Source organism: Prauserella muralis (assembly GCF_003202285.1).
Classification (GTDB): Bacteria; Actinomycetota; Actinomycetes; order Mycobacteriales; family Pseudonocardiaceae; genus Prauserella_B; species Prauserella_B muralis.
Genome location: NZ_MASW01000007.1, coordinates 531,395 through 555,392, shown reverse-complemented (window position 1 = coordinate 555,392; position 23,998 = coordinate 531,395). Strand labels below are relative to the sequence as shown.

Here is a 23,998-nt window from a genome sequence, read left to right as displayed (position 1 = left end):
GAGCGGGCGGCAAGGGCGGGGACCCAGGCGGTGGAAGTGGACTGCCGAGATTGCCATCCACTGGCCTGTTTCGGCGGTCCACGTCCGACGTACAGTTGACCCGTCAACCCCCGATTCCTTCGTGAAAGGCTCCCGCAGTGTCTGACGCCCAGCCCACCGGCTCCACCGTTTCCGAGACCGGCACCGCCCGGGTCAAGCGCGGGATGGCGGAGATGCTCAAGGGTGGCGTGATCATGGATGTCGTCACCCCCGAGCAGGCCAAGATCGCCGAGGACGCCGGCGCCGTCGCGGTCATGGCGCTCGAGCGCGTGCCCGCCGACATCCGTGCCCAGGGCGGAGTCGCGCGGATGAGCGACCCGGACCTCATCGACGGCATCATCTCCGCGGTGTCCATCCCCGTCATGGCCAAGGCCCGCATCGGCCACTTCGTCGAGGCGCGCGTGCTGCAGTCCCTCGGCGTCGACTACATCGACGAGTCCGAGGTGCTGACCCCGGCCGACTACGCCAACCACATCGACAAGTGGGCGTTCACCGTCCCGTTCGTCTGCGGGGCCACCAACCTCGGCGAGGCGCTGCGCCGGATCAACGAGGGTGCCGCGATGATCCGCTCGAAGGGCGAGGCAGGCACCGGCGACGTGTCCAACGCGACCACGCACATGCGCCGGATCCGGGCGGAGCTGCGCAAGCTCTCCGCGCTGCCGGAGGACGAGCTCTACGTGGCGGCCAAGGAGCTGCAGGCCCCGTACGAGCTGGTCAAGGAGGTCGCCGCGACCGGCAAGCTGCCGGTGGTGCTGTTCACCGCGGGCGGCATCGCCACCCCGGCCGACGCGGCGATGATGATGCAGCTCGGGGCCGAGGGCGTGTTCGTCGGCTCGGGCATCTTCAAGTCCGGCGACCCGGCCAAGCGGGCCGAGGCCATCGTGAAGGCCACCACCTTCCACGACGACCCGGACGTGCTCGCCAAGGTGTCGCGCGGTCTCGGCGAGGCCATGGTCGGCATCAACGTCGACGACGTGCCGGAGCCGCACCGGCTTGCCGAGCGCGGCTGGTGACGAGCGGCACGCCCTGCTCCCCGGCGAGGGCGACGTAGGCGGCGTCGTAGGGCGGGATCGCGTGCCGCAGCTGCCATACCCGGGGCACCAGGGACCGGTGCGGCGAGCGCGCGACGGGGACCAGCGCCGACGCGTCCAGGACGAAACGATCCGGGCGCGCACGTCCACGTCCGGCGTGGTCTGTGGACCGGCCGGAAAACCGGTTGCGGGGCGGGAGACCGATCGGCGACAGTTCCAGCGTCCTGCCATCGACCACAAAGGACGATCCTGGTGCTGTCCCACGCGGAGATCGAGGAGTTCGTCGAGAACGGCTTCGTCCGGCTCGCCGGCGCCGTCCCGCGCCCGCTGGCCGAGCGGTGCCGCGACGAGCTGTGGGCGGCCACCGGCTGCGACCCCGACGATCCGGCGACGTGGACGGAGCCGGTCGTCCGGCTCGGTGGGTTCTCGACCCCTCCGTTCCGGGAGGCGGCGAACATGCCGGTGCTGCGGGAGTCGTTCGACCAGCTCGTCGGCCCCGGCCGGTGGCGGCCGCTCGGCGGGCTGGGCACCTTCCCGGTGCGCTTTCCCAGCGACGAGGCGCCCGGCGACGACGGCTGGCACGTCGAGGCGAGCTTCGCCGGAGACGAGGGCGACTACCGGCTCAACGTCCGCTCGCGGGGACGGGCGCTGTTGCTGCTGTTCCTGTTCTCCGACGTCGGCGAGCACGATGCGCCGACCCGGATCCGCGTCGGCTCGCACCGGGACGTGCCCCCGTTGCTCGCCGGGCACGGCGACGCGGGCCGGGAGTGGTTCGGACTGTGCGCCGACGCGGTCGCCGCGAGCGAGCACCGCCCCGAGGCGCTGGCGACGGGCGCCACCGGTGACGTCCTGCTGTGCCATCCGTTCCTGGTGCACGCCGCCCAGCCGCACCGGGGAGCCGTTCCGCGGTTCATGGCGCAGCCGCCACTGGAACCCACCGGCCTGCTCGACCTGAGCGGTCCGGCGCCGACGCCGGTGGAACGCGCGGTGCGCGACGCCCTCTGACACCGCCGGGCCGCGTGGCTCAGGTGTGCAACTCGTGCGTCGCCGCACCCTCGGCCAGCCGCCTGCTGTGCTCCACCAGTCTCGGGTAGTCGGTGGCCATGCCCTGCAGCAGCGTCTCCACCGCGCGCTCGATCTCGGGTCCGCGCAGCGTCGCGTGACCGAACAGGACGCGATAGTGCACGAGTGAGCCGAGCAGGTCGACGGCGAGTGCCAGGTCGAGATCCTCGCGCAGGTCGCCGCGTGCGGTGGCGCGCGCCAGCATCCGCTCGACCGCGGCGCGGGGCGGCGCGAACAGCGTGCGCATGAACGCGTCGTGCAGGCCCGCATCGCCCGAACAGTCGGCCAGCAGCGGCGCCAGCACGCCGGGAGGCATGCGGTCGAAGGCCGCGACGAACACGGCGAGCCCTTCGCCGAGATCGCACAGCGTGCAGCCGGTGTCCGGCACGGTGACGTCGCCGAGCCTGCGGGCCAGCGCTGCCAGCACCAGCTGCTGCCGGGTCGGCCAGCGGCGGTAGACGGCAGGCTTGGTGGTGCCCGCGCGCCTGGCGACCTCCTCGATCGTGAACCGCCCGTAGCCCACCGTGTCGAGCACGGCCAGCGTCGCGTCGAGCACGGCCAGGTCGATGTGGGCGCTGCGCGGCCTGCCCGCTCGCGCGCGGTCGCGGGGAGGACGGGATTGCATGGCGGCGAGTCTACTGGATATATTCCGTTACGTATCGGAATGAAATCGCAAGGGGGTCACATGTCCTCGCCGACCATGCCGGATGCCCGAGCGCGGGCAGGAGGCCGCGAGTGGGCCGGGCTCGCCGTACTCGCCCTGCCCACGCTGCTGCTGGCGATCGACAACAGCGTCCTGTTCCTCGCGCTGCCGGAGCTGAGCACCGACCTACGCCCCACGGCCACCCAGGAGCTGTGGATCATGGACTCCTACGGCTTCCTGGTCGCGGGGTTCCTGCTCACCATGGGCGGGCTCGGCGACCGGATCGGCAGGCGCAGGCTGCTGCTCGGCGGCGCCGCCGCGTTCGGCGCGGCATCGGTGCTGGCCGCGTACTCCACCAGCGCCGAGATGCTCATCGCGGCCCGCGCCCTGCTCGGTATCGCGGGTTCCACGCTCATGCCGTCGGCGCTGGCGCTGATCAGCACGATGTTCCGCGACCCGCGGCAGCGCTCGCTCGCGGTCGGCGTGTTCGTCAGCTGCTTCATGGGCGGCGCCGCGCTCGGCCCCGTCGTCGGCGGGCTGTTGCTCGACCACTTCTGGTGGGGCTCGGTGTTCCTCCTCGGCGTACCGGTGATGGTGCTGCTGTTCGTCGCGGGGCCGGTCCTGCTGCCCGCGCACCGGGGCAGCGGCTCGGGGCGGCTCGACCTGCCGAGTGTCGGGCTGTCGCTGGCGGCGGTCCTGCCGGTCGTCTACGGCCTCAAGGAGCTCGCCGGACAGGGCCCGTGGTGGCGGGCGTTGCTGGTCGCCGCCGCCGGTGCCGGCTTCGCGGCCGCCTTCGTCCGGCGGCAGCGGCGGCTGGCCGACCCGTTGCTCGACCTGCGGCTGTTCGGCCGGCCTGCGTTCCGCGCGGCGCTGGGCATCCTGCTGTGCGGCATGGTGCTGCAGGGCGGGCTGTACCTCGTGATGAGCCAGTACCTGCAGTTGGTGGAAGGGCTGTCCCCGCTGCGGGCGGGCCTGTGGCTGGTGTCGCCCGCGCTCGCGCTCGTCGTGGGGTCCCTGCTGTCGCCGCTGCTGGCCCGCAGGCTGCGTCCGGCGACGGTGATCGGCGCGGGCCTCGCCGTCTCGGCGGCCGGGTTCGCCGTACTGGGTCTCGCAGGAAGCGACGCGGGGCTCCCGGTGCTCGTGACCGCCATGGCCGTCGGCTTCTTCGGTGGCGCACCCATCGGCGCGCTCGGCATCGACCTGGTCGTCGGCTCGGCACCACCGGAGAAGGCCGGCTCGGCGTCCTCGGTGGCGGAGACGAGCGGCGAGCTCGGCGTCGCACTCGGCGTGGCGACGCTGGGCAGCGTCGCGGGCGCCGTCTACCGGGCTCAGGTCGTCGTTCCCCCGGCCACGCCCGGCGAGGCCGCCGACGCGGTGTCGGCCACCCTCGCCGGCGCGGTGACGGCCGCCGAACGGCTGCCTGCCGGGCTCGCCTCCGAGGTGCTGGAGACCGCCCGCTCGGCGTTCACCACGGGGCTGAGTGTGGTCGCCGTCGTCAGTGCCGGGATCGCGGCCGTGCTCGCCGTCCTCGCCGGGACGACGCTGCGGCGCGTCCGCTCCGGTGTTCGGCAGGAGCCGTGACCCGGCGTCGCGGAGGCGCGCTCAGACGTGCTCGGAGATCAGCACGGCCATCGTCGCGGGCTCCAGGGCCTTGAACACGTGCGGCACGTCCCCGGGGTAGGCGGTGTAGTCGCCGGGGGCGAGCTCCACCGGCTCCTCGGTGAGGCCGGCGAGCGCGCGCCCGGCGCAGAGCACCACGTGCTCGATCACGCCGGGCATGTGCGGGTCCGACTCGCGCGGCCTGCCCGGTTCCGCGGTGAGCAGGTAGAGGTCACGGCGGGCGTGGGGAGGGCAGGAGGCCAGCAGGGTCGCCACGTAGTCGGCGTGCTCGGCGGGCACGGCAGGGCCCTCGCCCGCGCGGATGACCTGCACCCTGGGCCTGGTGGGTTCCACGAGGTGGGCGAACGGGACGTCGAGGGCGACGCCGAGTGCCCACAGCGTCTCGACGCTGGGGTTGCCGGTGCCGGACTCCAGCTGGGACAGCGTGGATTTCGCGATCCCCGCCCTGCGGGCCACCTCGGCCAGCGACAGGCCTGCCCGGTGCCGCTCGCGCCGCAGCGATGCCGCGATGACGTCCAGCGGCGCGCCACCGCCCTTGCCGTTGTCCACCATTCGTTCGCTCCAGAAGTCGGTTCGTTCGCCTTGACGAACGCTTGGTCCGGGGTTCAGTATAGAAGGCGATGCGTTCGATATTACGAACCCTGGATCGGGACCTGGCCCGCGACATCGGCCTGGTCTGCCTCGCCGACGCGGTCGTGGGACTCTCGTTCGGCGCGATCACGGTCAGCTCCGGTCTCCCGCTGTGGCTGCCGATGCTGCTGTCGCTGCTGGTGTTCGCCGGTGCCGCCCAGTTCATGTTCGTCGGGCTCATCGCCTCCGGCGGCAACCCGGTGGCCGCCGTCGTCGCCAGCCTGCTCATCAACGCCCGGCACGTGCCGTTCGGGTTCGCCATCGGCGACGTGCTCGGCACCGGCAGGCTGCGCCGCGCCGTGGGCACCCACCTCATGATCGACGAGTCCGTGGCCTTCGCGCTGGCCCAGCGGGACGCCGAGCGCCGGCGCGCCGCCTACTGGGCGTGCGGCGTGGGGCTGTTCGTGTGCTGGAACGTCGGCGTGCTCGCCGGTGCGTTCGCGGGCACGGTCGTCACCGACACCGACGCGCTGGGTCTCGACGCGGCGTTTCCCGCCGTGCTCCTGGCGCTGGTGCTGCCGTCAGTGCGGGACGGCGCGACGCGCCGCGCCGTGCTGGCCGGCGTGGCGATCGCGCTGGCCACGGCCCCCTTCCTGCCCTCGGGCGTTCCGGTGCTGCTCGCACTGGCCGGGGTGCTCGCAGGCCTCGGCGGCAGGCAGGCGCCCCGGGAGCAGGAGACGGCGGCATGACCGGCGCGGCCACCCTGATCATCGCCACCGTCGTGCTCGGCGCGGGCACCTTCGCCTTCCGGTTCGCGGGTCCGGTGTTGCGGGCCAGGACCGAGCTGTCGCCCAGGGTGGAGAAGCTCATCACCATCGCGGCGGTGGTCCTGCTCGCCGCGCTCGTCGCCACGGCCGCGCTGCTGGACGGGCAGGAGTTCGTCGGCTTCGCCCGCCCCGCGGGCGTCGCGGTGGGCGGCGTGCTGGCCTGGCGGAAGGCGCCCTTCGTCATCGTGGTGCTCGCCGCGGCCGCCACCGCGGCCGGGCTGCGGCTGCTCGGGGTGCCCTGAGCACGCCGTCCCGCCTCCGGCCCAGTAGGCTTGACCAGCGGGAATCGCTGGCGAAAGGTGGACTCGGGTGCCGAAGGGGCCGACAACGCGACCGGTGATCGGTGTGCTCGCCCTGCAGGGCGACGTGCGTGAGCACGCCGCGATGCTGGAGCGGGCCGGCGCGCGGGCCATGCCGGTCCGCAGGGAGCGGGAGCTGTCCGAAGTAGACGGTTTGGTGCTGCCAGGCGGCGAGTCGACCACCATGTCCCGCCTGCTGGAGTCGTTCGAACTGCTGGAGCCGCTGCGGGCCCGGCTCGCGCAGGGCATGCCCGCGTTCGGCTCGTGCGCGGGCATGATCCTGCTGGCCAGGCAGGCGCTCGACGGCCGCCAGGACCAGCATCAGCTCGACGCGATCGACATGGTCGTGCGCCGCAACGCCTTCGGCAGGCAGGTCGACTCGTTCGAGAGCGATCTCGACGTCACCGGAGTCGACGGCGGGCCGCTGCACGCCGTGTTCATCCGCGCCCCGTGGGTGGAGAAGACCGGCGACGACGTCGAGGTGATCGCCAGGGTGCCGCACACCCAGGAGCCTCCGGCGGCGGCCGATAGGATCGTCGCGGTCCGGCAGGGGACGGTGCTCGCCACCGCCTTCCACCCCGAGCTCACCGGGGACGAGCGGGTGCACCGGCTGTTCGTGGGCATCGTGCAAGAGGCATAAGCGCTGTTCGAAAGGTATGGAGGAGAGATGAGCGGCCACTCGAAGTGGGCCACCACCAAGCACAAGAAGGCCGCCCTCGACGCCAAGCGTGGCAAGCTGTTCGCGAGACTGATCAAGAACATCGAGGTCGCCGCGCGGACCGGCGGGGGCGACCCGGACGGCAATCCCACGCTCTACGACGCCATCCAGAAGGCGAAGAAGAACTCCGTCCCCCAGGACAACATCGAGCGTGCGCGCAAGCGCGGCGCCGGTGAGGAGGCCGGTGGCGCGGACTGGCAGAACATCACGTACGAGGGCTACGGCCCCAACGGGGTCGCCGTGCTCATCGAGTGCCTCACCGACAACAAGAACCGGGCGGCCTCGGAGGTCCGCACGGCTCTGACCCGCAACAACGGCACACTCGCCGACCCGGGCTCGGTGGCGTACCTGTTCAACCGCAAGGGCGTCGTGATCATGCCCAAGAACGGGCTTTCGGAGGACGACGTGCTCATGGCGGTGCTGGACGCGGGCGCCGAGGAGGTCAACGACCTCGGCGAGAGCTTCGAGATCGTGTCCGAGGCCGGCGATCTGGTCTCGGTGCGCACGGCGCTGCAGGACGCCGGCTACGACTACGAGTCCGCCGAGCCGACGTTCTTGGCCTCGGTCAACGTGCCGCTCGACGCCGAGGCGGCCAAGAAGGTGTTCCGGCTCATCGACGCGCTCGAGGACTGCGACGACGTGCAGAACGTCTACGCCAACTTCGACGTCTCCGACGAGGTCATGGCCGAGGCCGGCGCCTGATCACCCTGCGCGCGGCGGGGCGTTTCCTCCCGGGGGCCGATACGGCACAATGGCCGCCGTGACGCCCGAGACCGTGACCGCACAGGACCAGCAATCCGATCTCGAGGACCAGCGCCTGCGCGAGTGGATCGTCGCGCAGGCCGAGAAGCGGGGCAACGCCGTCGTCCGGGTGCCTGCCGACGACCACGGTGCGGGCTACGCCTTCACGGTCTGCGCGTGGGCGATGCACGGGGTGCCCGAGGCCGTGGTCGTCGGGCTGCCCGGCGAGCTGGCTCCCGTGCTGCTCGACGCCTATGTGGACCGTGCGGCCGCGGGGGAGAAGTTCGAGTGCGGCGTGCTGTACGACAATTTCTTCGACGGTGTGCCGGTGACCTTCGAAAAGGTCGCGCAGGGGCACTACCCGGAGTTCTTCGGCAGCGCCTTCCTCGTGTATCCGGAGGGTGACTTCCCCGCGCTGCAGATCATCGTGCCCACCCCCGACGGGCACTGGCCCTGGCAGCAGGCGGCGCCCGAGGGGTTCGCCGCGTGGCAGCCGGTGCTCACCGTGAGCGGGAAGCCGGAGAGCTGGACCCCGGGCGTCAACGGTCCTTAGTGGACCGATCGGCCCTAGGGCGCGAGTTCCGCTCCTGTTCGCCTCGCCGTTGCCCACGCGCCCGGCGGCGCACACGCTGGGCGGCCAGAGTTCCTCCTCGACGAGCTGAGGTCGGTACGAGGAGGCACAGGTGGACGTTTCGGGCGTCACGAGGCGGAGCGCGCTGGGTATCGCGGGGGCGGTCGGGGTGGCCGGACTGCTCGGGGGAACCGCCAGGGCGGACGAGCAACCGTCCGGGGGCGGGCGCAGGGCCGTGATCGGCGAGGCGACCGGCGAGAACCTGCACGTCATGTCCTTCAACATCCGTTACGACGCCGGAGCCGCGCCGGGCACGCCCGACTCGTGGACCGACCGCCGCCCGGTGCTGGCGGAGTTCCTGCAGCTCGAGCGGCCCACGGTGCTCGGGGTGCAGGAGGCGCTGTACCACCAGGTCAAGCAGGTGGCCGCCGACCTTCCGCCCTTCTACGACTGGATCGGGCTCGGCCGCGAGGGCGGCGGCCGCGGCGAGTTCATGGCGGTCTACTACGACACCCGCCGGGTCGAGCCGGTGGACTTCGACCACTTCTGGCTCTCCGAGACGCCGAACGTGATCGGCTCGGCGTCGTGGGGCAACACCGTGGTCAGGATGGTCACGTGGGTGCGCTTGCGTGACCGCCGCACCGGCACGGAGTTCACGCACGTCAACACCCACTTCGACCACCGGTCGGAGAACTCGCGGCAGCGCAGCGCCGAACTGGTCCGCGACCGGATCGCCGGCTTCGACCCCCACCTGCCCGTGGTGCTGACCGGCGACTTCAACACCCCGGCGCCCGGCTCGGAGTCCTACCGGATCCTGGTCACCGACGGCGGGCTCACCGACACCTGGCTCGCGGGCAGGCAGCTCACCCCGGCCTGGGGCACGTTCCCCAACTACCGGGACCCGGTGCTGGACGGCACCCGCATCGACTGGGTGCTCGCCAACGCGCGGGTGCGCGTGCTGGCCGCCGCCATCAACACGTTCCGCGTCGACGGCAGGTACCCCTCCGACCACACACCCGTGCAGGCGCTCGTCCGCCTGAGCTGACGCCGGTGTGGTGGCCGGGCCCGGCGCGCCTGCGCGCCCGGCGCTCGCCCGGCCGGTAGCCTTCGTCTCGAACTGGTGTTCGTGGGAAGGATCTGCCCGGTGCGCGTGCTCGGTGTCGACCCGGGACTCACCCGCTGCGGCCTCGGGGTCGTCGACGGCGGGCTCGGCCGCGCCGTCAGCTGCGTGGCCGTGGACGTGGTCCGCACGCCCACCGACGCCGACCTCGCCGAGCGGCTGCTCTGCGTGGCCTCGGCCGTCGAGGAGTGGCTGGACACCTACCGGCCCGACGTCGTGGCCGTGGAACGCGTGTTCAGCCAGCACAACGTGCGTACCGTGATGGGCACCGCCCAGGCCGGGGGCGTGGTGGCGCTGACCGCGGCCCGGCGGGGCCTTCCCGTCGAGTTCCACACGCCGAGCGAGGTCAAGGCCGCCGTCACGGGCTCCGGCCGTGCCAACAAGGCACAGGTGACCGGTATGGTGACCCGGCTGCTCAAGCTCGCCGCGAAGCCGAGCCCCGCCGACGCCGCCGACGCGCTGGCGCTGGCCATCTGTCACCTGTGGCGGGCGCCGATGCGCGCGCGGCTGGCCGAGGCGGAGGCGCGGGCGGCGCAGCTGGCCAGGACCCACCGCGCCCGGCTCGCCGCCGCGGCCCGCGAGAAGAAGGGAACACCGCGATGATCTCCTCGGTGCGGGGCGAGGTGCTCTCCGTCGGGCTCGACCACGCGGTCGTCGAGGTCGGCGGTGTCGGCCTCGCCGTGCAGGCCACGCCCGCCACACTGGCCACCCTGCGCAGGGGCGAGCACACGCTGCTGCACACGGCGCTGGTGGTCAGGGAGGACTCGCTCACCCTGTTCGGCTTCGCCGAGGCCGAGGCGCGCGAACTGTTCGGGCTGCTGCAGACCGTCTCGGGCATCGGGCCGCGCCTGGCACTGGCCGCGCTCGCCGTCCTCGAGCCGGACAAGCTGCGCACCGCGCTCGCCGAGGGCAACATCACGGTGCTGACCCAGGTGCCCGGCATCGGCCGCAAGGGCGCCGAGCGCCTCACCCTGGAACTGCGGGACAAGGTGCTGGCCGCCGAACCCACGGGCGCGCAGGGCGGAGTGGCCGAGACCGGCGCGGCCGCGGTCCGCTCCGAGGTCGTCGAGGCGCTGGTGAGCCTGGGCTTTCCCGCGCGGCAGGCCGAGCAGGCCGTCGACAAGGTCAGCGCCGACACACCCGGTGACACGTCCAGCGTGTTGCGTGCGGCACTGGCGACCCTGGGCAAGAAGCGCTGAGCGGCCGGACCTCGATGAGCGACGACGACCCCGCGATGCACGATGGACCCATGACCGAGCCCGAGCCCGCCGTCGAGGCACTGTCGGCGTTCGCGCAGAACGGAGAGCGCGAGGTCGAGACGGCCCTGCGGCCCCGAAGGCTGGCCGATTTCGTCGGCCAGCCGCGCGTGCGCGAGCAGCTGCACCTGGTACTGGAAAGCGCCCGCAAGCGCGGGGTGCCGCCCGACCACGTGCTGCTGTCGGGCCCGCCCGGGCTCGGCAAGACGAGCATGGCGATGATCATCGCGGCGGAGCTGGACACCGCCATCCGCATCACCTCGGGGCCCGCGCTGGAGCGGGCGGGCGACCTCGCCGCCATGCTGTCGAACCTCACCGAGGGCGACGTGCTGTTCATCGACGAGATCCACCGCATCGCCCGCCCCGCGGAGGAGATGCTGTACCTGGCGATGGAGGACTTCCGGGTCGACGTCGTCGTCGGCAAGGGCCCGGGAGCCACGAGCATCCCGCTGGAGATCGCGCCGTTCACGCTGGTCGGCGCCACCACCCGGTCCGGCGCGCTGACCGGCCCGCTGCGCGACCGGTTCGGCTTCACCGGGCAGATGGAGTTCTACACGCCCGGTGAGCTGGAGCAGGTGCTGCAGCGCTCGGCGAGCCTGCTCGGCATCGTCGTCGACGACGAGGGGCGCGCCGAGATCGCCCGCCGCTCCCGCGGCACCCCCCGCATCGCGAACCGACTCTTGCGCCGCGTGCGCGACTATGCCGAGGTCAGGGCCGACGGACGGGCGACACTGGAGGTCGTGCGGGCGGCGCTCGAGGTCTACGACGTGGACGAACTGGGCCTCGACCGGCTCGACCGCGCCGTGCTGATCGCGCTCGTCCGCTCGTTCGGCGGTGGCCCGGTCGGCATCTCCACACTCGCGGTGGCCGTGGGGGAGGAGCCGACCACGGTCGAAGAGGTGTGTGAGCCCTATCTCGTTCGGGCGGGTATGCTCGCGCGCACTCCACGTGGTCGCGTCGCCACCGCGGCCGCGTGGCAGCACCTCGGCGTGCAGCCGCCCGCGGAGGTCAGCGGGGTTGACGCGGAGGCACCGACCCTGTTCGACTGAACTGGCCGGCTGGGGCGCACGTACCACCGGTGCTGGCTTTCTCAGCGGCACCTGGCACACTCGATAGAGCACATTCAGACAAACTCGGACGTATCGCCTGTGAGGCGACGTTCCGCCGAATGGAGAACCATGGAAGGCCTTTTCCTGCCGCTGCTGCTGATGCTCGTCGTCGCGATCCCATTGATCATGGGTACCCGCAAGCAGAAGCGGGCGATGGCGCAGCAGCAGGAGCTGCAGAGCAGCCTGCGTGACGGCGACCGCGTGATGACCACGTCGGGCCTCTACGCGACCGTGGCGGACGCCAGTGACGAGACCACGATCGACCTCGAGATCGCCGAGGGGGTCGTCACCACCTGGCTGCGCCAGGCAGTGCGCGAGAAGATCAACCCGGTCGCCGACGACGAGGTCTCCGAGGACGAGACCCCGGACGCGGAGGACAACTCCTCCACCGAGACCCAGGCCACCGACTCCAGCTCGACCGAGGCGCAGGTCGCCCCGCCGCTGGAGCACGGCAAGAAGTAACGGCCGGACTCCCTCCTGCGCCGGTGCGACAGCGCACCGGCGTGGGGCCTACGCGGCGTTCACGCAGCACCGAGTAGTGTCTCGGTGCTGCGTGTGTTCGCTGTCTCACGACAGGCAGCGCACGCCGGGCCCCTGAAGCCGCTGATCCAGTTCGAGGAGACCGACCGACCGTGGCACCACCGGCCGGGCAGATCCGCCCGGGACGCTACTTGACCTTCTTCGTCCTGATCGTCGCCGTGCTGTACTCGCTGGTGTTTCTCACCGGCGACGGCAAGCCGACGCCGAAGCTGGGCATCGACCTGCAGGGCGGCACCCGGGTCACGCTGACCGCGCGCACGCCCGACGGCAACGACCCGACCAGGGAACAGCTCCAGCAGGCAAGGCAGATCATCGAGACCCGCGTCAACGGGATCGGTGTCAGCGGTGCCGAGGTGGTGCTCGACGGCACCAACGTCGTCATCACGGTGCCGGGCGAGGAGGGCGAGCAGGCCAAGACGCTCGGCCGCACCGCCAAGCTCGGCTTCCGCCAGGTCTACGCCGCCGTCCCGGCAGGCAGCGCGGCGCCGCCGCAGGACAACACCGGCCAGACACCCGACGCCGGGCAGAACGGGCAACAGGGCGGCCAGGGGCAGAACGAGCAGCAGCCAGGCGGCTCGCAGCCGCCGCCGACACCACAGGGCGGCGGCAGCGCGCCGGGAGCGGCTCCCGCGCCCCAGCAGACGGACAACGGCGGTGACTCCGGAGACGCTGCGAACTCGCAGGACTCGCAGGAGGAGATCGCCCAGCAGATCCAGCAGGCCAAGCAACTGCGGCAGAACCCGGCCCTGGTCCCGTCCGATCCGAACGACCAGGCCGCGATGGCCGCCGCCCAGCAGGCGCAGCAGCAGGCGCTCGCGGCGACGCAGTGCCGGTCGGGCGCGGCCGATCCGCTCGTCGGCAACGACGACCCACGGCTCCCGCTGGTGACCTGCAACGAGGACGGCACCGAGAAGTACGTCCTCGGGCCCGTGTTCCTGCAGGGCACGCAGATCCAGGACGCCACGTCGACCTTCAACAGCCAGCGCGGCGGCTACGTCGTCAACCTGACGTTCAAGAGCCAGGGCGCGGACACCTGGGCCGACTACACGTCCAGCCACATCAACGAGCGTGCGGCGTTCGTGCTGGACACCAAGGTGGTGTCGGCGCCGAACATCACCGAGGCCATCCCCAACGGCCAGACGGAGATCACCGGCCAGTTCACGCAGGCCGAGGCGAAGAACCTGGCCGACGTGCTCAAGTACGGTTCGCTGCCGCTGTCGTTCTCGTCGTCGGACGCCACCACGGTGTCGGCGACGCTCGGCCTGGCCTCGCTGGAGGCCGGCCTGATCGCCGGGGCCATCGGCATCGCGCTGGTGTTCGTCTACTGCCTGTTCTACTACCGGATGCTCGGTGTGCTGACGGTCCTGTCGCTGATCCTGTCGGCGACCATCGTCTACGCGGTGCTGGTGCTGCTCGGCCGCTGGATCGGGTTCACCCTCGACCTGGCGGGTGTGGCCGGCTTCATCGTCGCCATCGGTGTCACCGCCGACTCGTTCGTCGTGTACTTCGAACGGCTCAAGGACGAGATGCGGGAGGGCAGAACCTTCCGCTCCGCGGTGCCGCGCGGCTGGATCCGGGCGCGGCGCACGATCCTCGCCTCGGACGCGATCCTGTTCCTCGCCGCGGGTGTGCTCTACGCGCTGGCGGTGGGCGAGGTCCGCGGCTTCGCCTTCACACTGGGCATGTCGACGGTGCTGGACCTGATCGTGGTGTTCCTGGTGACCCACCCGCTGGTGGCGATGGTCGCCAAGTCGAAGACCCTGTCGAGTCCGAAGCTGTCGGGTCTCGGCGCGGTGCAGAAGCTGGGGGCCGCGCGCCGGTCCGCGAACCGGGTCGGCGCGGCCTCGAAGGGGGCGTGACGTGGACGAGCAGAACGAGACCGGCGAGACCGGCACCGGGCAGGCCAGCGCGACCGGTGAGACCGGCGGCGGGCGGGAAGGCCGCCAGGGTGGCTCCCGCACCTCCGTGCTGAACCGGCTCTACACCGGCACCGGTGCCTTCGACATCGTCGGCCACCGCAACCGGTGGTTCCTGTTCTTCGGCGCCGTGGTGCTGGTGTGCGTGGCCTCGCTCGGGTTCAAGGGCTTCAACCTCGGCATCGAGTTCGAGGGTGGTACGCAGATCCAGATGCCCGCACAGGGCGCGCAGGGCCCCATCACCCCGGACGAGGCCAAGGAGGTCTTCGGCGACGCGCTCGGCGAGCCCGCCTCCGAGGCACAGCAGGTCGGCGTCGGCGACGCGGCGAGCATCCAGGTGCGCTCCAACACCCTCGACGCCGCCGAGGTGGCCCGGGTCAAGCAGGCGTTCTTCGAACAGTTGCAGCCGCTGGGCTCCAACGGCGAGCCGAGCAGGCAGGTCATCAGCGACAGCGCCGTGAGCGCGTCGTGGGGCGGGGAGATCTCACAGCAGGCGTTGATCGCGCTGGGCGTCTTCCTTGTCCTGGTGACGATCTTCCTGGTGATCTACTTCGAGAAGTGGATGGCCGTGGCCGCGCTGGTGGCGCTGCTGCACGACATCGTGATCACGGCGGGCGTGTACTCGCTGGTCGGCTTCGAGGTCACACCCGCGAGCGTCATCGGCCTGCTCACCATTCTCGGGTTCTCGCTGTACGACACCGTGGTGGTGTTCGACAAGGTCAAGGAGAACACCCGGGGCCTGCTGAACCTCACGCGGCGCACCTACGCCGAGGCGGCGAACCTCGCGTTGAACCAGACCTTGATGCGCTCGATCAACACGTCGGTGATCGCGCTGCTGCCGGTGCTTGGCCTGCTCGTGATCGGCTACCTGCTGCTCGGCGCGGGCACCCTCCAGGACCTCGCGCTGGTGCTGTTGACCGGGATGCTCGCGGGCGTGCTGTCCTCCGTGCTGCTGGCCACCCCGCTGCTCGTGTTCCTGAAGATGCGCGAGCCGAAGTACCGCCAGCAGGCCGAGCGGGTGCGGGCGCGTAGGGAGAACCAGGCGCGCAAGGCCGCCGCGGCCGACGCGGAGGACTTCGACCCCGCCGACGACGAGTCGCTGTCCGCCGAGCTGCGCAAGGAGGAGGCCTACGCGGCGGCGGCCAGCGTGCCCGCACGGCATCCGACCAAGGTGCAGCAGCGACAGCAGCAGCGCCGCGCGGGCAGGCCCACCGGCAAGCGCAAGAGGTAGCCCGTGCGCCTGGACGACGCGCTGGACCTCATCGCGGAGATCCCCGACTTCCCCGAGCCGGGCATCCTGTTCCGCGATCTCACGCCGGTGTTCGGTGACGCCGCGGCGTTCGCCTCGGTGATCGACGCGCTCGGCGAGGCGGTCGGTGACGGCGTCGACCGGCTCGCCGCCGTCGAGGCCAGGGGATTCGTGCTGGCGGCCGCCGTCGGCTACGCGCGCGGGCTCGGCGTGGCGCTCGTGCGCAAGCCGGGCAAGCTGCCCGCCGTCGCGGGCCGGGTCGACTACGCGCTGGAGTACGGCACCGCCACGCTCGAACTGCCGGTGGGTTCGGTGGAGCCGGGCCAGCGGGTCGCGATCGTCGACGACGTGCTGGCCACGGGCGGCACGGTGGCCGCCACGGCGAAGCTGGTGGAGAGCGCGGGCGCCGCGGTGAGTGGCGTCGCCGTCGTGCTGGAACTGGCCGCGCTGGGTGCCCGGTCGCGGCTCGGCGGCATGCCGGTGGAGGCACTGCGCACCCTCTGACCGCGGATCGGCGCCCGCAAGGGTTACGCTAGGTGTCTAGCAGCGCGCGACGAGCTGGAGGTGCGGGTGAGCCAAGAGCTCGATTCCGTGGTGGCAGCCCAGTCGGACGGTGACGCGCGCGCCTCGCAGAGCAGCACGCAGCAGGAGCGCACCGCCGGCCACGGGGGCGCCACCAGGGCGCCGTCGGCGACCCGCAGGGTCAGGGCACGCCTGGCCCGGCGCATCACCGCGCAGCGGGCCGCGTCGGTGAAGCAGGTGCTCGAACCGCTCGCCGCCATTCACCGCGAGCTGCACCCGAACGCCGACCTCACGCTGCTGCAGCGGGCCTACGACGTGGCCGAGGAACTACACCGGGACCAGCGCCGCAAGTCCGGCGACCCCTACATCACCCACCCGCTCGCCGTGGCCACGATCCTGGCCGAGCTGGGCATGGACACCACGACGCTGGTGGCCGCACTGCTGCACGACACGGTCGAGGACACCGGCTACTCCCTGGAGCAGCTGGCCACCGACTTCGGCGACAAGGTCGCCCAGCTGGTCGACGGCGTCACCAAGCTGGACAAGGTCAAGCTCGGCACCGCGGCCGAGGCCGAGACCATCCGCAAGATGGTCATCGCGATGGCCCGTGACCCGCGCGTCCTGGTGATCAAGCTGGCCGACCGGCTGCACAACATGCGCACCATGCGGTTCCTGCCGCCGGAGAAGCAGGCCCGCAAGGCCAAGGAGACGCTGGAGGTGCTGGCGCCGCTGGCCCACCGGCTCGGGATGGCCACGGTGAAGTGGGAGCTGGAGGACCTGGCCTTCGCGATCCTGCAGCCGAAGAAGTACGACGAGATCGTGCGGCTGGTCGCCGACCGGGCCCCGTCCCGCGACACCTACCTGCGCTGGGTGATCGGGGAGCTGACCAAGCAGCTGGAGCAGTCGCGGCTCACCGCGAAGGTCGAGGGCAGGCCCAAGCACTACTACTCGATCCACCAGAAGATGATCGTGCGCGGCCGCGACCTCGACGACATCCACGACCTCGTGGGCGTGCGCATCCTCGTCGAGGACGTGCGCGACTGCTATGCCGCGATGGGCGTCGTGCACGCGCTGTGGCAGCCGATGCCGGGCCGCTTCAAGGACTACATCGCGCAGCCGCGGTTCGGCGTCTACCAGTCGCTGCACACGACGGTGATCGGGCCCGACGGCAAGCCGCTCGAGGTGCAGATCCGCACCCATGAGATGCACCGCACCGCCGAGTACGGCATCGCCGCCCACTGGCGGTACAAGGAAAGTAGAGGCACGCACGGCAACAACCCTGCCAACGCCGTCGACGTCGACGAGATGGCGTGGATGCGGCAGCTGCTGGACTGGCAGCGGGAGGCCGCCGACCCCGGCGAGTTCCTCGAGTCGCTGCGCTACGACCTCGCCACCCGCGAGATCTTCGTGTTCACGCCGAAGGGCGACGTGATCACCCTGCCCGTCGGGTCCACGCCGGTGGACTTCGCCTACGCCGTGCACACCGAGGTCGGGCACCGCTGCATCGGCGCCCGCGTCAACGGCAGGCTCGTCGCGCTGGAGCGCAAGCTGGAGAACGGCGAGGTCGTCGAGATCTTCACGTCGAAGGCCGAGGGCGCGGGCCCCAGCAGGGACTGGCTCTCGTTCGCCGGCTCGCCCAAGGCCCGCGCCAAGATCCGCCAGTGGTTCGCCAAGGAGCGCCGCGACGAGGCGGTGGAGGCCGGCAAGGAGGCCATCACCAAGGAGGTCCGCAAGGTCGGGCTGCCCATCCAGCGGCTGGTGTCGGCCGACTCGATGGGCGCGGTCGCCAAGGAACTGCGGCATCCGGACATCAGTTCCCTCTACGCGGCCGTCGGAGAGGGGCACACCAGCGCCAAACACGTCGTGCAGCGGCTCGTGGCCCTCATCGGCGGCGTGGAGGAGGCCGAGGAGGAGCTGGCCGAGCGGGCCACGCCGTCCACGGTCACCCGCAGGCGCGGCGTCGGCGACGTCGGCGTGATCGTCAAGGGCGAGAGCGACATCTGGGCCAAGCTGGCCCGCTGCTGCACGCCGGTGCCCGGCGACGAGATCCTCGGCTTCGTCACGCGCGGCGGCGGGGTGAGCGTGCACCGCACCGACTGCACCAACGCCGACGACCTGCGCACGCAGCCGGAGCGGCTGGTGGAGGTCGAGTGGGCGCCGTCGGAGTCGTCGGTGTTCCTCGTGGCCATCCAGGTCGAGGCGCTCGACCGGCACCGGCTGCTCTCCGACGTTACCAAGGTGCTTGCCGACGAGCGCGTGAACATCCTGTCGGCCTCGGTCACGACCTCGCGCGACCGGGTCGCGGTCAGCAGGTTCACCTTCGAGATGGGCGACCCGAAACACCTGGGCCACGTGCTCAAGGTCGTCCGCAACGTCGAGGGCGTCTACGACGTCTACCGGGTCACCTCGGCGTCGTAGCCTCTGGCCAGGGCGATGTCGAGAACGCCCGGCCTGCTCCGTCCCCGTCACGACCGCACCGGACGGGGCCGAGTGGAGGAGAGACCATGACACGCGTCGAGGCCGTGGACGTCCTGAACAAGCCGATCTCGCGGGAACTGCTGGGCTCGTCGATCCCGGCGCGGCTGTCGTATGTCGGGCTCGACGGGGACCCGCGGGTGGTCCCGGTCGCGTTCCTGTGGACGGGTGAGCAGGTGGTGGTGTGCACCGTGCCCGCGTCGGCGAAGGTGGCCGCCCTGCGGCACAACCCCCGGGTCGCGCTGACCATCGACACCGAGACCTACCCGCCGAGGGCGCTCCTGGTCCGGGGTGCGGCCACCGTGGAGATCGTGGACGGCGTGCCGGACGAGTACGTGGCCGCGTCCCGCAAGCTGGTTCCGGAGCCCGAGTTCCCGCGCTGGGAGGCGGGCGTCCGCGCCCTGTACACGACGATGGCGCGGATCGTGATCGAGCCGGACTGGGCGAAGCTGCTGGACTTCGAGACCACGATTCCCCAGGCGGTCGAGGACCTCGTGCGGGCGCGCCGGCACTGACTGGCAGGCCGGCACCGTCGCGCACGACACATCGCGACCCCGCCACGCTGCTCTATGCTGCGCACTCATGACCGACGGGATCGAGCTCGCCAGGGATGGCGACGTGGCCACGCTGACCTTCACGCGACCGGAGAAGAGGAACGCCATCACCTACGGCATGTGGTCGGCGATCCCGGAACTGGTCGCCGGTGTCGAGGCCGACCCCGCGGTGAAGGTGCTCGTGCTCACCGGTGAGGGCGAGGACTTCTCGGCGGGCGCCGACATCGGCGAGTTCCGTGACCTGCGCTCGTCGGCCGAGGGGGCGGCAGCCTACGACAAGGCGGTCGGCGCCGCCGTGGACGCGCTCACCGGCATGCGCAAACCGAGCGTGGCGATGATCCGCGGCAACTGCATCGGCGGCGGCTGTCAGCTCGCGGTGGCCAGCGACTTCCGGTTCGCCGCCGAGGGATCCCGGTTCGGCATCACTCCGGCCAAGCTGGGCATCGTGTACCCTTTCGGCTCGACCCGGCAGCTGGTGTCGCTGGTCGGACCCGCGCACGCCCGGTTCTTCCTGCTCTCGGGCGAGCTGGTCGGTGCCGCACGGGCGCGGGAGATCGGGCTCGTCAACGACGTCTTCCCCGACGGCGGTCTCGAAGAGTCCACACTGGAATTCGCGCGCACGCTCTGCGCCCGCTCGCAGGCCTCGATCCGCGGCATGAACCGGATCATCGAGAAGATCCTTGCCGGGCAACGGGAACCGGACGCCGAGGTGACCGAGATCCGCAGCGCCGCCGTGCACGGCGAGGACTACGCCGAAGGCGTCGCCGCGTTCCTGGAACGCCGCCCGCCGCGCTTCACCCACCGCTAGCTCCCCAATGCCACATTTGTTCCACTCAACGGAGCGAATGCGGCATTCGCTCCATCCAGTGGAGCGAATGCCGCATTGGGGAGCTTTTCGGCTACGCGCCCTGGACGGTGACCCCGGTGAACTTCACGTCGACGTTCGGCTTGCCGCCGCCCGCGCTCGACTCGAACCGGCCGTCGTGGCCACCGCGCGCCACCTTGTCGATCACCTTCAGGCCCGCGTCGCTGATCGTGCCGAACACCGTGTAGTTCGGATCCAGCGGCGCGTTGCCGTAGACCATGAAGAACTGGCTGCCGTTGGTGTCGGGGCCGGAGTTGGCCATCGCCAGGATGCCGCGGCCGTAGGTGAGACCCTTGAACAACTCGTCGGCGAAGGTGTAGCCCGGGCCGCCGCTGCCGGAGCCGGTCGGGTCGCCGCACTGCAGCATCTGCAGGCCGGTGGTGCTGATCCGGTGGCAGGAGGTGTCGGTGTAGAAGCCCTGCTCGGCCAGGCTGACGAAGCTGTTGACGGTGCACGGTGCCAGCGAGCGGTCCAGCGTCAGCGGGATGTCGCCCTGCGAGGTCCGCAGAGTGACCTCGACGGTGCCCCGCGACGGCACGTCGCTGCCGCTCGGCGGGTCGACCGGCTTGGCGGCGTCGCCGGACTTCGGGTACTCGCACGTGGTCGGGTCGGGCAGCGGCGTGGGACGCTCGGGCGCCGCGACCCGCTCGGTGGGGATGTCGGGCTGCTGGGACGACGGCGCGGGGGAGTTGGAGCCCGCCTCGCCCGCGGCGGCGTTCGGATCGCCACCGCCCTGCGTCGACAGGATCACGACGAGCCCGGCGACCACCACCACCGCACCGATCGTCACGCCGATACCGATGATCCGGCGCCGCTTCGCCCGCTCGGCCCTGCGCGCGAGCTGACGCTCGAGCTTGCGCTTCGCGGCCTCGCGGCGCTGCTGGTTGGTCGCCAAGCTGCCCTCCCGGAGTTTTCGCGGCCTCACCCGATTGCTTGGTGGCGGCAGTCTATGGGCACTGTCTGTGAGGACCCTGTACAGGGGCGGCTAGGGTGGGATACGTCCCAATCGCGGAGGTGTGTTTCGTGCTCGTCGTCGGGTTTCCGGCCGGCGCGTTCCACGCGAACTGTTACCTGCTTGCCCCGGGCCCCGGCGGCGGCTGCGTGGTCGTCGACCCCGGCCAGGACGCCCTGCCCGGCGTCGCGGACGCGCTGCGGGAGCACCGGCTGACGCCCGCCGCCGTGCTGGCCACGCACGGGCATGTCGACCACGTCCACTCCGCGGCGGAGCTGGCCGACGCCCACCGGGTGCCCGTGTGGATCAGGCCGGAGGACCGGCCGTTGCTCTCCGACCCGCTCAAGGGCCTCGGCCCCGACCTGGCCGGCGCCCTCGGCGACCTCCGCCTCACCGAACCGGCGAGGGTCGCCGAGCTCGGCGAGGGAGAACTGGAGCTCGCCGGGCTGCGCGTCGAGGTGCTGCACACCCCGGGGCACACGCCCGGTTCGGCGGTGTTCCGTCTCGCCACCGAGGAGGGCGGGCAGCTGGCGCTCACCGGCGACACGGTGTTCGCCGGTTCGGTGGGCCGGACGGACCTGCCCGGCGGGGATCCGCGCGAGCTCGGCACCTCACTGCGCAGGATGATGGCGGCGCTTCCCGACGACACGGTGCTGCTGCCCGGGCACGGCGGCACCAGCACGGTGGGCAGGGAGAAGGCGACGAACCCGTTCCTCGGCGGCGGTACAGGCCCGACAGGCGGCACAAGGGGTAGGTCATGAGTGAGCCCGACTCGGCGAAACGCACGCCGGCACCGGAACCGGAACGGATCGCGCTCTACGGCGACAACCCGGCGCTGCGCAGGCGCAGGGCCCTGTCCGGGCTGGTCGGCGTGGTCCTCTTCGGTGCCGCGTTCGGTGGTATCGCCGGGCTGATCGGAGGCCAGATCGCGGGGCTGGTGGTCGCCGCCGTGGTGGCGCTGCCGCTGCTGTACCTGGTGTCGTTCAACGCGCGGCGGCAGCTCTGGCTGGAGGGACACACGGTGCTGGTGCGCACGTGGCGCACCCGGCGCATCGACCTCGTGACCTCCGAGCGGATCGACCTGCTCGTCACCGACGTCCGCGGCACCCGCACGGTGAGCCTGCTGCTCAACGCGGGCAAGCGCGGCAGTGCGGTGAAGATCGACCTCGCCGTCTACGCGGGCACGGGCGGCCGGGAGCTGGGCATTCTGGCGCTGCGCAGGCTGGCCGACGCGCTGCTGAACAACGTCGACGCCAACGGCGTGGTGTTCTCCGAGCTGCTGGTGGCGCAGCTGCGCGCGGAGGCGCGCGGCGACGCGGCGGCCGACCGGCCGCTCTACCGGCTGGCCTCGGCCGCGCCGTCCGGCAAGCTCGCGCAGCGCTTCACGATGGACGCGGTGAGCCGCTTCGTGGCGACGCTGGAGCAGTGACCCCGTCCCCGGCCGTCAACCGCCGCTCGATGGCGGTGAGCTGGCCGCGCACGGCCTCCAGCTGGTAGACGATCTCGGGAAGCTCCTGCGCGGCGAACGTGCTCAGCCGCTCCAGCTGCGTCCCGGTGTCGCGCAGGTCGCCGAGCAGGTCCGCGATCCGGGGCAGCGCCTCGGCGGCCGCGCGGGCTGAGCGCAGCACCTGCAGAACGCGCCGGGGAGCGGCGAGAGCCGAGCCGAGCATGCTTCCCCCAACCGGAGATGGGCCAGCGTCACGCGACTTCGTACCCCACGCGGGCCCGTGCCGCCGAGCCGGGGCGGGCCCGTGAGACCCCTGTGATCAGGGGGAACTGTTGTGACTGGTGTGGCGTAGCGACTCGGCCGGGAAGTCCTCGCGGCTCGCGATGAGCGCGGCGAGCAGCGTGGTCACCGGCACGGCGGCGACGATGCCGACGCTGCCCGCCAGCGTGCGCACGATCTCCTGCGCGATGTCCTGCGAGCCGAGGATCGAGCCGAGGCCGACGCCCGACAGCGACGAGATCAGCAGCACCGGCAGCGCCGCGCCCGCGTAGGCGAGGACGAGGGTGTTCACCGCGGAACCCACGTGGTCCCTCCCGATCCGCAGCCCGGCCCCGTACAGCTGCCGCCAGCCCAGCGACGGGTTCGCCCTCCGCAGCTCCCACACGGCGCTGGCCTGGGTCACCGTCACGTCGTCGAGCACGCCCAGCGCGCCGATCACCACACCGGCGAGCAGCAGGCCCCTGGCGTCGATCCCGTGCCCGAGCGTGGCGATCAGCGACGAGGTGTCCTCGTCGAGCCCGGTGAGCGTCGCCGTCGCCGAGAACACCGCCGAGATGACCCCGATCAGCGTGAGGCTGACCAGCGTGCCCAGCACGGCCACCGACGTCCTCGCCGAAACCCCGTGCGTGAGGTAGAGCGCGACGAACATGACGAGCCCGGAGCCCGCGATCGCCACCAGCAGCGGGTTCTGCCCGGCCAGGATCGCGGGCAGCACGAACAGCGCGATCACGGCGAAGCTCAGCACCAGCGCCCCGAGCGCGGCCAGCCCACGCCAGCGGCCGAGCAACAGGACCGCCCCCGCGAACAGCGCCGCCAGTGCCAGCAGCGGCAGACCTCGCTGGAAGTCCTGGATCTGGTAGGAGCCCGCGTCGTCCGGTGCCGCGCCGGTGTAGGCCAGCACCACCTCGTCGCCCACCGCGAACCGCGGCGTGCTCGGCTCGACGGGCAGCACCTTGGTGATCGTCCGTCCCTGCGCCTCGCCGTCGGTCATGCGCACGTCGACGGTGAGGCACTGCTGCCCGTCGGGCGGCGGTTCGCCGATCTGCACCTGCCCCGGCGCGAGACAGGGCCCGGACGACACGGCCGTCACCTCGCCGTCCACCGGCACGCCGACCGAGTTCCGGCCGGTCGGCGTCGCCTCGCCCCACGGGTAGAGCACCACGACCCCGGCGACGGCCAGCAGCGCCAGCGGGGCGAGCAGGGTGATCAGCAGCCTGCGGACCCGGCGGGAGGCGGGCGGTGCGGGCTCGTGCCCATGCCCATGTCCATGCCCATGTCCTGGGGTGTGCTCCGCGGACGGTTCGGCGGGCGGCCGGGTGCGCCCGCGCGCGGGCCGCTGCGCCGTGTCGTCCTGCCGTCCGGCGCGCGCGGTGGGCGTGGCACGGTGCGCGGGCTCGGCGGCGCGGCGGCGACGGGGCGTGGAGCGCTGCCCGGAGGCCGGGGCCGGAACCCGGCGAATCGGGCCGGTGTCGTCGTCGGCGATGTCGCGGGGCACCGGCCCATCTTCCGGTACCCACCCCGTGGCGGGACGGGGAGGGGAACCGCGGCGGGCGAGTTCACGTCTGAGCTGACGCGAGCGCACCCGTCCGGGGT

The 23,998-nt window shown here is 71.9% G+C and carries 26 protein-coding genes; 21 read left to right on the top strand and 5 right to left on the bottom strand.

Annotated elements, in window-relative coordinates; all coding sequences use genetic code 11:
- Positions 1 to 137 precede the first annotated feature (137 nt).
- Positions 138 to 1,052 (top strand): pyridoxal 5'-phosphate synthase lyase subunit PdxS, encoded by a 915-nt coding sequence (pdxS, locus tag BAY60_RS32260; RefSeq protein ID WP_112285173.1) that lies wholly within the window; start codon positions 138 to 140, stop codon positions 1,050 to 1,052.
- Positions 1,053 to 1,319: 267 nt separating this feature from the next.
- Positions 1,320 to 2,075 carry a phytanoyl-CoA dioxygenase family protein gene (locus BAY60_RS32255; RefSeq protein ID WP_112285172.1) on the top strand — a complete coding sequence of 252 codons (756 nt, stop codon included), beginning with the start codon at positions 1,320 to 1,322 and terminating at the stop codon, positions 2,073 to 2,075.
- 19 nt (positions 2,076 to 2,094) lie between these two features.
- On the opposite strand, the gene BAY60_RS32250 is transcribed toward BAY60_RS32255, so the two are convergent.
- A complete protein-coding gene (locus BAY60_RS32250) occupies positions 2,095 to 2,757 on the bottom strand; it encodes a TetR/AcrR family transcriptional regulator (RefSeq protein WP_112285171.1) in 663 nt (220 codons plus the stop codon).
- Between the two features lie 60 nt (positions 2,758 to 2,817).
- On the opposite strand from BAY60_RS32250, the gene BAY60_RS32245 reads away from it, so the two are divergent.
- On the top strand, positions 2,818 to 4,356 hold the full coding sequence (locus BAY60_RS32245; protein ID WP_112285170.1) for an MFS transporter: 1,539 nt from the start codon (positions 2,818 to 2,820) through the stop codon (positions 4,354 to 4,356).
- Positions 4,357 to 4,377: 21 nt separating this feature from the next.
- On the opposite strand, the gene BAY60_RS32240 is transcribed toward BAY60_RS32245, so the two are convergent.
- The gene (locus tag BAY60_RS32240; RefSeq protein ID WP_112285169.1) at positions 4,378 to 4,947 is read right to left on the bottom strand and encodes a helix-turn-helix domain-containing protein; all 570 of its coding nucleotides are present in this window, start codon (positions 4,945 to 4,947) and stop codon (positions 4,378 to 4,380) included.
- A gap of 68 nt (positions 4,948 to 5,015) precedes the next feature.
- Between BAY60_RS32240 and BAY60_RS32235 the strand changes: the two genes are divergently transcribed.
- From BAY60_RS32235 to BAY60_RS32160, 16 genes are all read left to right on the top strand, one after another.
- Positions 5,016 to 5,714, top strand: coding sequence for an AzlC family ABC transporter permease (locus BAY60_RS32235; RefSeq protein WP_112285168.1), 699 nt, complete (start codon positions 5,016 to 5,018; stop codon positions 5,712 to 5,714).
- Complete coding sequence (locus BAY60_RS32230; RefSeq protein ID WP_112285167.1) at positions 5,711 to 6,034, top strand: AzlD domain-containing protein; 324 nt, start codon at positions 5,711 to 5,713, stop codon at positions 6,032 to 6,034. Before BAY60_RS32235 ends, BAY60_RS32230 begins: the two co-directional genes overlap by 4 nt.
- 67 nt (positions 6,035 to 6,101) lie before the next feature.
- Positions 6,102 to 6,731, top strand: a complete 630-nt coding sequence (gene pdxT, locus BAY60_RS32225) for a pyridoxal 5'-phosphate synthase glutaminase subunit PdxT (protein ID WP_281272775.1) — start codon at positions 6,102 to 6,104, stop codon at positions 6,729 to 6,731.
- 27 nt (positions 6,732 to 6,758) lie between these two features.
- Complete coding sequence (locus BAY60_RS32220; RefSeq protein ID WP_112285165.1) at positions 6,759 to 7,511, top strand: YebC/PmpR family DNA-binding transcriptional regulator; 753 nt, start codon at positions 6,759 to 6,761, stop codon at positions 7,509 to 7,511.
- 49 nt (positions 7,512 to 7,560) lie between these two features.
- A complete protein-coding gene (locus BAY60_RS32215; RefSeq protein WP_112285164.1) occupies positions 7,561 to 8,103 on the top strand; it encodes a DUF4262 domain-containing protein in 543 nt (180 codons plus the stop codon).
- A gap of 130 nt (positions 8,104 to 8,233) precedes the next feature.
- Positions 8,234 to 9,166 (top strand): endonuclease/exonuclease/phosphatase family protein, encoded by a 933-nt coding sequence (locus BAY60_RS32210; protein WP_112285163.1) that lies wholly within the window; start codon positions 8,234 to 8,236, stop codon positions 9,164 to 9,166.
- Between the two features lie 99 nt (positions 9,167 to 9,265).
- Positions 9,266 to 9,844 carry a crossover junction endodeoxyribonuclease RuvC gene (gene ruvC / locus BAY60_RS32205; RefSeq protein WP_112285162.1) on the top strand — a complete coding sequence of 193 codons (579 nt, stop codon included), beginning with the start codon at positions 9,266 to 9,268 and terminating at the stop codon, positions 9,842 to 9,844.
- Positions 9,841 to 10,440, top strand: coding sequence for a Holliday junction branch migration protein RuvA (gene ruvA, locus BAY60_RS32200; protein WP_112285161.1), 600 nt, complete (start codon positions 9,841 to 9,843; stop codon positions 10,438 to 10,440). Before ruvC ends, ruvA begins: the two co-directional genes overlap by 4 nt.
- Before the next feature lie 35 nt (positions 10,441 to 10,475).
- A complete protein-coding gene (gene ruvB, locus BAY60_RS32195) occupies positions 10,476 to 11,546 on the top strand; it encodes a Holliday junction branch migration DNA helicase RuvB (RefSeq protein WP_425466510.1) in 1,071 nt (356 codons plus the stop codon).
- Positions 11,547 to 11,675: 129 nt separating this feature from the next.
- On the top strand, positions 11,676 to 12,068 hold the full coding sequence (gene yajC / locus BAY60_RS32190) for a preprotein translocase subunit YajC (protein WP_112285160.1): 393 nt from the start codon (positions 11,676 to 11,678) through the stop codon (positions 12,066 to 12,068).
- 170 nt (positions 12,069 to 12,238) lie between these two features.
- A complete protein-coding gene (gene secD, locus BAY60_RS32185) occupies positions 12,239 to 14,005 on the top strand; it encodes a protein translocase subunit SecD (protein WP_112285159.1) in 1,767 nt (588 codons plus the stop codon).
- Positions 14,006 to 14,111: 106 nt separating this feature from the next.
- Complete coding sequence (gene secF, locus BAY60_RS32180) at positions 14,112 to 15,293, top strand: protein translocase subunit SecF (RefSeq protein WP_245992942.1); 1,182 nt, start codon at positions 14,112 to 14,114, stop codon at positions 15,291 to 15,293.
- A gap of 3 nt (positions 15,294 to 15,296) precedes the next feature.
- Positions 15,297 to 15,815 carry an adenine phosphoribosyltransferase gene (locus BAY60_RS32175; RefSeq protein ID WP_112285157.1) on the top strand — a complete coding sequence of 173 codons (519 nt, stop codon included), beginning with the start codon at positions 15,297 to 15,299 and terminating at the stop codon, positions 15,813 to 15,815.
- 66 nt (positions 15,816 to 15,881) lie between these two features.
- Entirely contained in the window at positions 15,882 to 18,251 is a 2,370-nt protein-coding gene (locus BAY60_RS32170) for a RelA/SpoT family protein (RefSeq protein ID WP_112285603.1), read from the top strand.
- Between the two features lie 86 nt (positions 18,252 to 18,337).
- Positions 18,338 to 18,823: a pyridoxamine 5'-phosphate oxidase family protein gene (locus BAY60_RS32165; protein ID WP_112285156.1), complete on the top strand. Its 486-nt coding sequence runs from the start codon at positions 18,338 to 18,340 to the stop codon at positions 18,821 to 18,823.
- Positions 18,824 to 18,890: 67 nt separating this feature from the next.
- Positions 18,891 to 19,670: an enoyl-CoA hydratase/isomerase family protein gene (locus BAY60_RS32160; protein WP_112285155.1), complete on the top strand. Its 780-nt coding sequence runs from the start codon at positions 18,891 to 18,893 to the stop codon at positions 19,668 to 19,670.
- Positions 19,671 to 19,761: 91 nt separating this feature from the next.
- On the opposite strand, the gene BAY60_RS32155 is transcribed toward BAY60_RS32160, so the two are convergent.
- Positions 19,762 to 20,622 carry a peptidylprolyl isomerase gene (locus BAY60_RS32155; protein WP_112285154.1) on the bottom strand — a complete coding sequence of 287 codons (861 nt, stop codon included), beginning with the start codon at positions 20,620 to 20,622 and terminating at the stop codon, positions 19,762 to 19,764.
- A gap of 128 nt (positions 20,623 to 20,750) precedes the next feature.
- Between BAY60_RS32155 and BAY60_RS32150 the strand changes: the two genes are divergently transcribed.
- Both BAY60_RS32150 and BAY60_RS32145 read left to right on the top strand, forming a co-directional pair.
- On the top strand, positions 20,751 to 21,440 hold the full coding sequence (locus BAY60_RS32150; protein ID WP_112285153.1) for an MBL fold metallo-hydrolase: 690 nt from the start codon (positions 20,751 to 20,753) through the stop codon (positions 21,438 to 21,440).
- Positions 21,437 to 22,108, top strand: a complete 672-nt coding sequence (locus BAY60_RS32145; protein ID WP_112285152.1) for a hypothetical protein — start codon at positions 21,437 to 21,439, stop codon at positions 22,106 to 22,108. The genes BAY60_RS32150 and BAY60_RS32145 overlap by 4 nt, the downstream gene beginning before the upstream one ends.
- Here BAY60_RS32145 and BAY60_RS32140 read toward each other — a convergent pair.
- Both BAY60_RS32140 and BAY60_RS32135 read right to left on the bottom strand, forming a co-directional pair.
- Positions 22,062 to 22,349 carry a hypothetical protein gene (locus tag BAY60_RS32140; protein ID WP_112285151.1) on the bottom strand — a complete coding sequence of 96 codons (288 nt, stop codon included), beginning with the start codon at positions 22,347 to 22,349 and terminating at the stop codon, positions 22,062 to 22,064. The genes BAY60_RS32145 and BAY60_RS32140 overlap by 47 nt on opposite strands.
- 96 nt (positions 22,350 to 22,445) lie before the next feature.
- The gene (locus BAY60_RS32135) at positions 22,446 to 23,900 is read right to left on the bottom strand and encodes a YibE/F family protein (RefSeq protein WP_112285150.1); all 1,455 of its coding nucleotides are present in this window, start codon (positions 23,898 to 23,900) and stop codon (positions 22,446 to 22,448) included.
- Between the last annotated feature and the right edge of the window lie 98 nt (positions 23,901 to 23,998).